Here is a 12554-nt window from a genome sequence, read left to right as displayed (position 1 = left end):
GTCACTTTATTTCTTCCATTCCATGAGTAGCTTTTTATGATTCGTTTTATCGATGTTTGAATCAATTGTTTCAAATCCTAATTGCGTATAAAAATGTACTGCTCTGTTGTTTAATGCGAATACTTTTAACGTTAAATGACTATATTCACTTTGCAAATGTCTAATCAGTGCATGACCAATACCTTTATCACGGTAGGCTTCTTTGACAAATAATCCGGCTATGTAATCATCGTTTAAACCGCAAAATGCAACGATGTCTTTACCATCTTTATAAACGTAAACATCAGCATCTTTCAATGAATTAAGAACATTGCTGTAATTATCTATCCAATAGAAGGTATCTATAAAAGTATGCGTGTCTATATTGGCATTAAGCCAAATATTACCCAATATCTTCAACGTTTTTCTCTTTTTCTTTTTTAAATGTTCTATCATTGATTCCACCTGCTTCACTGATTTTGTTTAACTAATAAATAAAGATAATAGGGCTAAGAGAGGCAGTGTACCTTGCTTGAAGAAAATACTGATATGGCTAGTGATTCCACCATATATTGCTACGATAATTGTATAAATTAAGATTGGGATACAGGTTTGATAGGGAACGCTACTGAAAAAAAAGACCATAAATTAATAATAAACCGATTAACCCGTTATAAATGCCTTGATTTTTAAGAAGCGTATTAACGTTTTTGTCTTTGAGTGTATGCATTGAAATGCCAAACACTTTACTTGTTCTATTAGAGGTAGTGGCGAAAGTTTCCAAATACATAATAAATAAAAATTCAAGTGATACTAAAACAATGAGTATTGTAGATAAAATATTAATAAGTACTGTTCCTTTCTGTTGACTTTGAAATAAATGTGTAAATGAAATGAGCTATTATAGATAAACAATGCTCTAACATATGCTTTCACTTCATTTACCCTAATTTATTTACGATAGATATAAATATTAAAATTTTAAAAGATTATTCACAAAATATCGACTAAATGTATAAATTCGTAAAATTTTATCAAAAAATTTTAAGCGTTTTCACAATTTTGTTACATGCAAGCGCTTAAAAATATGTTATTTTATAATTAAACTAAATAAATTCATTTTATCCACATGCGTTCAACCTTTAGAAATATAGGGGTTGAACGTTTTGTTAATTCAACGCAAAAAAAGAGTGAAATCGAAAGTGATTTCACTCTTTTTAAATGGAATGTTTATGTACGGCGTGCTAGACTTATTTTTTAGTTAAGTCGATAATGAATTTAACAAGTTCAATAATACCAGAAATGATTCCCATTTTGAGTACCTCCTTATTAAATGTTAAATAAAGTATATCGTGGATTACTAAATATTTGGGCGTTAGTTCCTAACTTGATGAAAGCGCTTCGCAAATGTGATTTTTTAACTAATTTGATACGATAATTCATGCCTAATTGAAATGTTACTGATAAATTAAACCTTCTTGTATGAAGCGTTAGTATACTCATTTTAAAGTTTGACATTTTCTTAATATTTTCTTATATTGTAGTTATTACGCGAATTTTTTTACATAGGTCGTTATCAGGCAGTTGTGCAAGGTTAAATTAGCCATTGTTCAATTGAAGGGTAAGACACATGTAGTTAAATCATACATATATGGTAGCTGATAAAAGCATTTAAATTATAAATTAAATGAGTTCTAAAAGAAGCCTACAATAGTTAGTTAAACCTATTTTTCACAGGAATGAAACTAGACTAATGTAGGCCTTTTCTTATATTGTTATCAGTGTAAGAAGGTTAAATAAAAATATATAAAAGAGTTAAACATGGAGGAGCGGCAATGTTAAGTTCAGTTTTATTACTAACATTATTTTTCGTAACGCTTGTCATTGCAGTGTTAAGTGGATTGATTTTTTTAATTCCATCGGTTCCTGTAAAATACATACGTTTACATTTAGCTATACTTCTATTACCTGTCATTGTAGGAGTAATTGGATTAATAACATTAAATGGCAGAGAGGTTGTAGGTATCTTCGCATTAGATAAACTAGCTTGGTTAGTAGGTGCCTTTGTACTTGCTTTAGGTTTTATCATTCAAAAATTTTCTGCGCGATACTTATTAGGAGATCGTAATTATCGTAAATACTTCCCGCTATACACATTTACAACGGTATTTGCGTCTGTTGGCTGGTTAAGTAACGACTTACGTTTAATGGTTATTTGTTGGGGATTAACATTATTTTGTTTGACACAACTTATTCGATTAAATCGTTCATGGAAAGTACCAGCTGAAGCGGCTAAAGTATCAGCCCGTTCATTTATTATTGGTTGGGTAGCATTACTTTTAGCGGTAGTTGTATTTTACATAGGTACAGGCGACTGGACGATTAATCCTTCACAAGATTATGATCATGCGATGGGTTATGGTTTGAAATTAGTCGTAGATTTACTACTAGTAGTGGCTGTTATTATCCCGGCAGCACAATATCCATTTCAAAGTTGGCTAATTGAGTCTGTAGTTGCACCTACACCGGTATCAGCAATTATGCATGCGGGTATCGTTAATGCGGGGGGCATTATTTTAACGCGTTTTTCACCAGTATTTGATAACAACATTGCCTTAACGGTACTATTAATTATTTCTAGTATTTCAGTATTGATCGGTTCAGGCATAAGCTTAGTGCATGTTGACTATAAACGACAACTGGTAGGTTCAACTATGAGCCAAATGGGTTTTATGCTTGTGCAATGTGCATTAGGCGTTTACTCAGCAGCGATTATTCACTTGATATTACATGGTGTATTTAAAGCAACGCTATTTTTACAATCAGGATCTATTGTTAAACACTTTAATATTCCGACACCGCCAAACGTGAAGCGTTCTTACGCTTGGACAGTATTAGGCAGAACGCTTGCTATAATGATTGCGGTAATCTTTTTCTTAACAAGTAATCACAGTCCATATACATTAATAAGTGCGTTTATCTTAGCATGGTCACTATCTGTCTCTTGGAATCAAATGGTCGCTCTAAACAGAGGCGTAATGGGACGCGTTATTGGTATTGCTATGCTTGTCATCGTAGCGCTTGTTTACATTGTGACACATCAAGTGTTCATGAGTATCTTAAATAATGTGTACATGGTTACATCACATCCACCATTAATCAGTGTCATGATCTGTATTGCAATTCTGGTATTAGGCAGTATCTTTAGTATTTGGGTAGCACGTCGTCGTTCATCAACAGCTTTCGCCAAAGTGTATTTATGGCTTGTTAAGATTGGTGAAGCGAAATTTAAATCTGTTGAAAGCCATCCAAATTATTTGAAGAAATATTTATAAGAGGTGAAATCTGACATGACTATAACTAAACATAATATAGATGAAACTGTTCATTCAGCACGTCGTGTAATCACGCCACTTTCACCTATTTCTATCTTTGCAGCACGCAACCCTTGGGAAGAAATGGAACATCAAACCTTTGACCAAGTTGCACAATGGTTTAAACATGTTCGTGATATCGATTTATATCCTAGCAATGCTTCAGTAATGACTGCTTTGGAAAATGGGGAAATAGATAGAACACTTGTTGAAGAAGAAGTGCAACAAGCAATTGAAGATTACAAAACGACAGTACCACAAAGTCATATCGATATTTATTGTAAAAATGCAATGACTATTCAAGATGTGCCAACGAACCTAATCACTAAAGAAGCATATTTAAAGATAGAAGTGTCAAAACTTAAAAGTGTCTTTGAAAATGAACCATTCAAATACGCGCGTTCAAAAAGTGCTAATGCATTTAATGATAAAGGTGAATCCTTAATGGATGAATTGAACACGCATATCATTAAGTGGTCAAAACTTTATCTTGATAATTTCCAATCAAGTTGGACGATGCCAAAACGAGAAGAAGGATTTTATGTTGCTTGGCTACATTTAGCACAACATGATCCCATGTTAAGCAAAACACAACGCAAAATGATTAAAACGTTGCCTAATGATTATAGAGAAGCATTAATTATGGCATTAAATCATCTAGATATTGCAGAAGATGAACGTGAATCATACTTAACAGGCCATTTGTTATCATTACCGGGTTGGGCTGGCATGATGTATTATCGTGCAGAACAAAATGAACATGAAACAGACTTATTAACTCAATATCTTGCGATTCGATTAACAATGGAGTGTATTTTATTAGATACTGAAAAAATGAGCCGTCCGGCAGTCTTAAATGTGGAAAGACGTATCAAAGAACTTGTTAGTAAATGGTTGTATTATGGTGAAATGACGATTGATGAGTGGGCAGCAATGTCTATTGATGATCAACTCGAACACTTAAGGTTTGCACATGACTTTAACCCACTTTATTTTAAAAAATTATGGCTTGAAGCATGGGAAGAAACACATGAACGTGAATTAGTCGATATGATTTACGACAAAAAAGAAGAAACGAACCCTCAAGAAACGCAAGTTCAATTGGCATTCTGTATTGATGTGCGTTCAGAACCTTTCCGTCGTCATTTAGAAAGTGAAGGACCTTTCGAAACGATTGGTATTGCAGGTTTCTTCGGTCTTCCTATTAGAAAAGAAGTGCTAGATGAGCAATTTAGTCACAACTCATTACCAGTGATGGTACCACCTGCCTACACAATTAAAGAATACGCAGATCGTCACTCGCTTAATATGTATAATCAACAACAACATTCTGTTACTTCAATGTTTTATACATTTAAGCTAATGAAACATAATGTGTTACCTAGTTTGCTATTACCTGAGTTAAGTGGACCGTTCTTAAGTTTAAACACCATTGCAAGTACGTTAATACCTAAAAAGACTGGTAACTTTGTTCGTAAATTTACGAAAAATTGGCTGAAAAAACCAGAAGCAAAATTAACAATTAATCGTGAGCATGATATTTATAGTGATTTACCAATTGGTTTTACTGAAGAAGAACAAGTTGCATTCACCAAACAAGCTTTACAGCTTATGGATTTAACAACCGATTTCGCACCGTTAGTTGTCCTTGGAGGACATGGTAGCCAATCCAACAATAACCCTTACCATGCTTCATTAGAGTGTGGTGCTTGCGGAGGTGCTTCAAGCGGGTTTAATGCTAAGTTATTGGCAATGATGGGGAATCTGCCACATGTACGACAAGGCTTGAAAGCAGAAGGTATAACAATCCCTGATGAAACAGTCTTCGTTGCGGCAGAACATAAAACATCAGTAGACGAATTAGAATTTATTTATATGCCGGAGTTAACACAGTCAGCACAACGCGCGCTTGATATGCTCGAAGAGGCAATGCCTCGTATAAGTTATAAAGCGAATTTAGAACGCTTAGCTAACTTGCCAGGCTTAGATCAAGGAGAAGTAAAAGATCCAGTAGCTGAAGCACATCGATATGCGAATGACTGGAGTGAGATTCGGCCAGAATGGGGCTTAGCGCGTAATGCTGAGTTTATTATCGGGCAACGTCATATTACTGAAGGTACGAACTTAGAAGGACGTGCGTTCTTACATAACTATGATTGGAATAAAGACCCAGATGGTCAAATACTTAATACAATCATTGCTGGACCTGCGTTAGTAGCCCAATGGATTAATTTACAATACTATGCTTCAACGGTTGCACCACATTTTTACGGAAGTGGGAATAAAACAACGCAATCAGTTACTTCTGGCGTAGGGGTAATGCAAGGGAATTCAAGTGACTTATTAGCAGGTTTACCTTGGCAATCTGTGATGGCAGCAGATAATAAGATTTATCATTCGCCTATTCGTCTATTGGTAGTTATTCAAGCACCAGATCGTTATATTGAAGCATTACTTGATAATAATATTAAATTTAAACAGAAAGTAGATAATCACTGGGTACGTTTAGCAAGTATCGATGAAAATGGTAGTTGGAAAGATTGGTAGAGAGTTCGGTTTTTCCGAAAAAAGTGATAAAATAGGGTTAATCAATCTATAGGAGACGTATGATTAATCATGGCTAAATCTAAAGGTGCTTATGAAGCAGAAATTAGTACGGCAATTACCCAATGGGAGAAAGACTTTCTTGGACGTGGTTCATTATCTGTGAAAACAGATATTCTGCGCGACATGATTATTGTTAATTTACAAGGTGTTTTAACACCGGCAGAATATCGTGTATGTGAAACGCAAGAAGGTTTACTCAATATTAAACATACGCGCTCAGAACTTGTTGAGTCTGGGCAAGATGATTTAATGCAATTAATATTAGATATTACAGGCGTTAGCGTGAATAGCTTTCACAGTGATTTAAGTACGATTACAGGAGAGCGTGTGATTGTATTCAAGTTAGATGATAATTTAGAAAGATCACTTCAAAACTGAATGATGATGATGCAAAACGATAAAAAACGCACGACGCGTTTTTTATCGTTTTTTGTATAAATCCAAATGATGGGTAATAAAATCATCGCTATTTTACCAAACCTATCATGAGCTTATTTTATAGCTTTAGTGTACAATTTACACAAAGGCAGTGTAGGAGTTGAAAACGATGCGTATGAACGAATACAAACAACCAATTGGAGATGCATTAGATAACTATGTAACACCGCCATTTCCTAATGCACAGAATTTAGAAGGGCGTTATGGCACTTTAACAAAGTTGAATGCAAATCATATCAATGCGTTATACGATGTGTTATGTAATAGTGAAGCAAACCGTAATTGGACATATCTTTATGAGGGTCCTTTTAATAACAAGCGTGAATTCGAAGCGTATATTAACGAGTTGATAAGTAGTGAGGATAAATACTTCTTTACTATTATAGATAATATACACAAACAGCCTTTGGGTATTCTGGCATTAATGCGTATCAATCCAGGCCAAGGGTCAATTGAAGTTGGGAATATTATCTATTCCAACCAATTAAAGAAAACACGTGTAGGAACAGAAATACAATATCTATTAGCTAGATATGTCTTTGAAACACTAGGATATAGACGATATGAATGGAAATGCGATAATTTAAATGCACCGTCTAAACATGCCGCACAGCGATTTGGATTTACATTTGAAGGTATATTCAGACATGCGAATATTTGTAAAGGACGTAACAGAGATACCGCTTGGTTTGCGATGTTGGATGAGGAATGGCCAGATGTAAAAGTAAGATTTGAACAATGGCTTGACCCAGATAACTTTGATGAACAAGGACGCCAAGTGAAACATCTTAATGATTTTTCTTGAGGCAATAGGCATGTTTTAATAGATGAAAGAAATTTATGGAATTAGGGACTGATAAAAGAAGTATGAAACAAAAAATAGAAATCACACCTTGGATAACGGTACCTATGTTCATGATTGGGTTAATTATTTTTATAATTGTAGGCATAAGTGTGAAAACGAATACGTTATTCATTCAAAGTGTCGATTTAGGTTCACTACATTGGCTTACGCAACATATCGGAGAACCAGAACGACATTTTGGAAGTCACTTTTGGCAAAATGTAATGACATTGTGTGCTGAAATTGGTGAAGTTAAATCTGTTATATATATTACAGTAGTTTTAGCACTCATTTTATTATTTAAGCATTATCGATTATCTTTATGGATTATTTTTACAATAGGAACAGGAACATTATTAAATTATTTGATTAAACAAATGATAGAAAGACCACGTCCCTATAATCATCTATTGAGAGATCATGGCTATTCATTTCCAAGTGGCCATTCTAATGCGAGCACGTTACTCGCTTTAATACTGCTTATCGTTGTGATACCTATGATAAAGATTAAAGCGATACAAATCATTGCGAATATAGTAACGACAATGGTGTGGATAGGTATATTATGTTGTCGCTTATATTTTCATGCACACTATATTACAGATGTTGTAGGGGGCGTATCGCTAGGTATGCTATGGGTTGCATTATATCTGATGATATTACCACTGTTTTACTTTAATTTTCCGAAAAAGACTGCAAAGCATATATAGTTCAAAGTCGTTTAAAAGAGGAGAGATGACAATGACAAAGGGTCGTACATTAGTATTAGGTGGAGGCGGCATTACTGGTATTGCTTGGGAATCTGGTGTGTTAGCAGGCCTATTAGACAACGGTGTGACAGTAGATCAAGCTGATAAAATAATAGGAACGTCAGCAGGTTCATTCGTGGGAGCAGTACTGGCTAATGGATATGATATGCGAGATTATTATTATGAATTAGATGAAAGACGTGACGCAAACGATCGCGCCACAATGTCTTCGGATATTTATCGCCTATGGCAAAATGCTTTTGTAGTTGGACGTGATGATGCGAAAAAAGTAGGACAAATGATGGGAGATATTGTATATACAAGACCTTCTCATGTCGATTTAAATGAACGTAAACAAGCAATTAGACAACGATTAGGTGATGTCGTTTGGCAAGATAATTTAGAAATTACCGCCATTAATGCCAAAACCGGTGCAACAGGAATGTTTAATTCAAAAAGTGGTGTCACACTTGAAGATGCTGTGACAGCGAGTGGTGCAGTTCCAGGTATTTGGCCACATATTCGTTTAAATAATAGTGATTGGATTGACGGTGGTATGATTTCACCAACGAATGCGATGTTAGCAGAGGGTGCTGATACAATTATTATTATCGCACCGTTAGCTGATGGCTTAGGTATGATGCCGGGCGCATATGATGATGCTGAAAAGCTAAGTCAACATAGCCATGTTTTAGTTATTCGTCCAGATAGTAAAAGCCAAGCAGAAATTGGAGATAATATATACAACCCCACTAACATTTTAAAAATTGGTAATGCAGGTTATTTACAAGGTCAAGCACTCGCTCAACATATACATAAGGACTATAGTGAGTGGGTTACACAGAAATAAAGATTTTAGACTGCTAGCAGACTAAAATTTTGTTGATTTTCAAAAGTAAGGGAGAGATAGAACATGAAAGTGAAATCACCAAGACCAATCCATCTTAAAGGTACACGAAATGAAGCAGTGCTTTTATTACATTCATTTACAGGTACAATTCGCGATGTTAAATCATTAGCGACTGTACTAAATAATGAAGGTTATACATGCTATGCGCCCAATTATAGTGGCCATGGTCTTCCACTTGATCAATTTACGCAATTTACAGTTTATGATTGGTGGAATGATGTGCTAGCGGGCTATCAATTTTTAAAAGAAGAAGGTTATGAAACGATTTATGCGACTGGCGTATCATTGGGTGGTTTATTTACATTGAAATTAGCAGAAACAGTCGATGTCGCTAAAATTGCGGTCATGTCTGCACCAAGTGAAAAAGAAGAAGCGGGTATTGCCTGGCGTTTAGAACGTTATGGTAAACGCATGAATGAATTGCTAAATCTTGATGAAACAACAGCCCAAGCACAATTACAACAAATTGAAGCTTATCGTCCTAATATTAAAGTGTTTAAAGATTTCATTTCAAACATCACTGCACACTTAGGAGATATCCAAACACCAGCTAGAATTCTTTATGGTGAAAAAGACGAACAATCATATCAAGATAGTGCACATTATATTTTTGAACATATCAACAGCCGAGAGAAAGACCTAACGAATCACTCATTATGTAAACATCTTATGACGCATGGTGACGGTAGTGAGGATGTTGAAAAAGAGATTGCTGAATTTTTCATGTCTAATTAATTAGGAGAGATACAATGAAACGAACATTTTTACTAACCTATACGACTACGTCTGGGCAGACATACAACGAATTTAAAACATTTCAGAATGGTCCGGACTATGATACATGTGTGCAACGTTTGATTGATGAATTTGACGAACTTGCCTATCTTTTCCTGAAAAGTGGACAACAAGTACATTATATTAACGTTGATCATATTGAAAGCTTAAGTATTGAAGAAGTTAATGAAGATCAAGATATAGTGTATAGTTTTAATGGTTAAAGAATAACAATTTAGTATTATAAAAGAAGACATTGTGCATGTGATGTTGATTGATTTGCATTTCAAAAATTGGACTTAAAATCTAACTTTATGGGATGTAAATCAATGATGGAATCGTGCTTAGTGTCTTCTTTTATCTTATTGATTAGATTTCATCTCATTAAGAAAATGTACAACGTTTTTCTTTTGATAAACCACTAACTTATGTTCATTATTATTTTTATCCATTACTTTGACGCCATTTGGTACGATTCCTAAACTTCTATAAGGTTTTACTTCTTTAATAATGTTATAAGGCACAAATACTGAATCAGTTTGAATATTTAACGCATGTGCTGTAAATCTAAAGCCACTATCTTCAAATAAGATATGTCCTCCAACAGCCTCTTTACCTTTCCAATAATTCGCTTTTACTTTTTCGTGCATTAAAGACATGTTAGTACCTCCTTTATAGATTCTTTTTAATTCAATATTACAATATAATTTAATAAATAAAAAATATATGTATATTGCACTCTTCAAGCAGACATGATAAAGTAGTACTTAAGTGCATAAACGCTTTAACGCGTTAAAGGGAGTGAATTGAATGAGCAGCCAATCACAATGGAAAACGTCAACTGGATTCATCTTAGCAAGTGCTGGTTCAGCAATTGGACTAGGCGCAATGTGGAAATTTCCATATATGGCAGGGATATATGGTGGCGGTGCGTTCTTACTATTGTTCTTATTATTTACAATATTTGTAGGACTACCACTATTAATTATGGAATTTACTGTAGGTAAAATGGGACGAACTTACACTACAAAAATATATAGTAAATTAACTGGTAAAAAATGGCTGAATATTATTGGATGGAATGGTAATTTAGCAGTATTTATATTATTTGGCTTCTATAGTGTTATCGGCGGTTGGATTATTATTTATATCGGTAATGTGATCTTACAAATGCTATCGATTGAGAAAACATCACTTACAAGTATTAATTTTGAAGCAATTATTAGTAACCCTTGGTTAACTGTATTAGGACAGGGGATTTTTATCTTTTTAACCATGATTATTGTGATGTTAGGTGTTGAACAAGGACTCGAAAAAGCGTCTAAAGTGATGATGCCTCTATTATTTATTTTCTTAATCATTGTAGTTGTTAAATCGTTAACTTTAGACGGTGCGATAGACGGCGTGCGTTATATTTTACAACCAAGATTAGAAGATATATCTATGAAAGGTGTACTATTTGCGTTAGGTCAATCTTTCTTTACATTATCATTGGGAACAACAGGGATGATTACGTATGCGAGTTACGCCCCTAAAGAAATGACAATTAAATCATCTGCTATTTCAATAGTGGTTATGAATATTCTCGTATCGGTATTAGCTGGTTTAGCCATTTTCCCCGCTTTAAAAACGTTTGGCTATCAACCCCAAGAAGGACCAGGTTTATTATTTAAAGTCTTACCGTTAGTCTTTAGTCAAATGGGCTTTGGCATAGTATTTTACTTTATCTTTTTAATACTATTCTTATTTGCAGCGTTAACATCATCTATTTCATTATTAGAACTTAACGTTTCCAACTTTACGAAGAATGATAATACAAAACGTAAATCCGTTGCGTTTATCGCAAGTATTTTAGTATTAATCATCAGTATTCCGGCAACATTATCATTTAGTAGTTTAAGTGGTTTGAAATTTGGGGCAGGTACAATTTTTGATAATATGGATTTTGTTGTTTCTAATATATTAATGCCTTTAGGTGCACTTGGAACAACGCTTGTGGTAGGTCAATTATTAGATAAAGAAGCATTAAAAGAAAGCTTCGGACGCGATAAGTTTAAGTTCTTTGCACCTTGGTATTTTTTAATTAAATTTATTATGCCGGCAGTTATTATATTAGTTTTTATAGTGCAATTATTTTAGAACATGAAATAAAAATAGAGATTGAGGTAGCGCCCTCAATCTCTATTTTTATTGAAAACGTGTATTGATATAATCACGTTCAATTTCTAATAATGTTACATAGTCATCCGACATAATTTCTTTGCTAATTTCAATGTTTTTAGAGATTATAAAATCAGCAAGTTTGTGATTCTCTTCTTCAGAATTGAAGAATGTCAAAGATTTATTAATTGTTTCTTTTTCTGAATATAGAATCAACGTACGTCCATATACTAAATCTTCTTTACTTCTTTGATATGACGCTTCTAAAAATGCATATACTTTTTCACCATCGTTGTATTCAAATGCTGAATCGATATCTCCTTGAACTTTATCAGCAATGTTAGAAAGTCTAGACTTTTCAGCTGAGTCTTCCGGTCTATATTGATCACGTAGATATTCTTTCCATTTGGCTAATTCAGAGGAAATCTGTTGTTGTAAATCAGTATTCCCATTATTATTTTTAAATTGGGCTATTTGTTCTTTCAATTCATCAAATTTTATTAAATCGTCTTTCGTTAATCCACTTGGTTCAAATTCATTATAATGTTCATCAGCATGTGCAGGCATCGTTGCGTCCTCCTTTATGATACTTAGTTCTATATTCCTTGAAATGTTCTGGTCAAAACATTTCCAATTAAATCAATTTTATTTAAATAACAAGTATACTTACGCAATAAAAGTCGACGGCTAATGTTATAAACCATCGACTTTAATAATCA

General features: G+C 34.0%; 13 protein-coding genes and 1 pseudogene. 9 read left to right on the top strand and 5 right to left on the bottom strand.

Features of this window, described 5'->3' with window-relative positions; genetic code table 11:
* Positions 1–6: 6 nt before the first annotated feature.
* From HYI43_11775 to HYI43_11765, 3 genes and pseudogenes are all read right to left on the bottom strand, one after another.
* Positions 7–435 carry a GNAT family N-acetyltransferase gene (locus tag HYI43_11775; GenBank protein UDI79179.1) on the bottom strand — a complete coding sequence of 143 codons (429 nt, stop codon included), beginning with the start codon at positions 433–435 and terminating at the stop codon, positions 7–9.
* 27 nt (positions 436–462) lie between these two features.
* A pseudogene (locus HYI43_11770) lies at positions 463–826 on the bottom strand (DUF1304 family protein).
* Between the two features lie 403 nt (positions 827–1229).
* A complete protein-coding gene (locus HYI43_11765; GenBank protein ID UDI79313.1) occupies positions 1230–1292 on the bottom strand; it encodes an alpha family phenol-soluble modulin in 63 nt (20 codons plus the stop codon).
* Positions 1293–1814: 522 nt separating this feature from the next.
* On the opposite strand from HYI43_11765, the gene HYI43_11760 reads away from it, so the two are divergent.
* From HYI43_11760 to HYI43_11725, 8 genes are all read left to right on the top strand, one after another.
* On the top strand, positions 1815–3314 hold the full coding sequence (locus HYI43_11760) for an NADH dehydrogenase subunit 5 (protein UDI79178.1): 1500 nt from the start codon (positions 1815–1817) through the stop codon (positions 3312–3314).
* A gap of 15 nt (positions 3315–3329) precedes the next feature.
* Positions 3330–5900, top strand: coding sequence for a DUF2309 family protein (locus tag HYI43_11755; protein UDI79177.1), 2571 nt, complete (start codon positions 3330–3332; stop codon positions 5898–5900).
* 69 nt (positions 5901–5969) lie between these two features.
* Positions 5970–6338: a DUF2294 domain-containing protein gene (locus HYI43_11750; GenBank protein ID UDI79176.1), complete on the top strand. Its 369-nt coding sequence runs from the start codon at positions 5970–5972 to the stop codon at positions 6336–6338.
* 169 nt (positions 6339–6507) lie between these two features.
* Entirely contained in the window at positions 6508–7203 is a 696-nt protein-coding gene (locus HYI43_11745; protein UDI79175.1) for a GNAT family N-acetyltransferase, read from the top strand.
* A 62-nt stretch (positions 7204–7265) separates the two neighbouring features.
* On the top strand, positions 7266–7952 hold the full coding sequence (locus HYI43_11740) for a phosphatase PAP2 family protein (GenBank protein ID UDI79312.1): 687 nt from the start codon (positions 7266–7268) through the stop codon (positions 7950–7952).
* Between the two features lie 25 nt (positions 7953–7977).
* Positions 7978–8841 carry a patatin-like phospholipase family protein gene (locus HYI43_11735; GenBank protein UDI79174.1) on the top strand — a complete coding sequence of 288 codons (864 nt, stop codon included), beginning with the start codon at positions 7978–7980 and terminating at the stop codon, positions 8839–8841.
* A 63-nt stretch (positions 8842–8904) separates the two neighbouring features.
* Positions 8905–9636, top strand: coding sequence for an alpha/beta fold hydrolase (locus tag HYI43_11730; GenBank protein UDI79173.1), 732 nt, complete (start codon positions 8905–8907; stop codon positions 9634–9636).
* 14 nt (positions 9637–9650) lie between these two features.
* On the top strand, positions 9651–9899 hold the full coding sequence (locus HYI43_11725) for a hypothetical protein (GenBank protein ID UDI79172.1): 249 nt from the start codon (positions 9651–9653) through the stop codon (positions 9897–9899).
* A 138-nt stretch (positions 9900–10037) separates the two neighbouring features.
* On the opposite strand, the gene HYI43_11720 is transcribed toward HYI43_11725, so the two are convergent.
* Complete coding sequence (locus HYI43_11720; protein ID UDI79171.1) at positions 10038–10334, bottom strand: hypothetical protein; 297 nt, start codon at positions 10332–10334, stop codon at positions 10038–10040.
* A gap of 151 nt (positions 10335–10485) precedes the next feature.
* Between HYI43_11720 and HYI43_11715 the strand changes: the two genes are divergently transcribed.
* On the top strand, positions 10486–11814 hold the full coding sequence (locus HYI43_11715; GenBank protein UDI79170.1) for a sodium-dependent transporter: 1329 nt from the start codon (positions 10486–10488) through the stop codon (positions 11812–11814).
* A 48-nt stretch (positions 11815–11862) separates the two neighbouring features.
* Here the strand turns inward: HYI43_11715 and HYI43_11710 are convergent, their stop codons facing one another.
* Positions 11863–12402 (bottom strand): hypothetical protein, encoded by a 540-nt coding sequence (locus tag HYI43_11710; protein ID UDI79169.1) that lies wholly within the window; start codon positions 12400–12402, stop codon positions 11863–11865.
* Positions 12403–12554: the final 152 nt, after the last annotated feature.

It is taken from the genome of Staphylococcus taiwanensis, assembly GCA_020544305.1.
GTDB classification, from domain to species: Bacteria; Bacillota; Bacilli; order Staphylococcales; family Staphylococcaceae; genus Staphylococcus; species Staphylococcus taiwanensis.
Note: the sequence above shows the minus strand (reverse complement) of the source record. Positions and strands in the feature narration are given on the sequence as shown.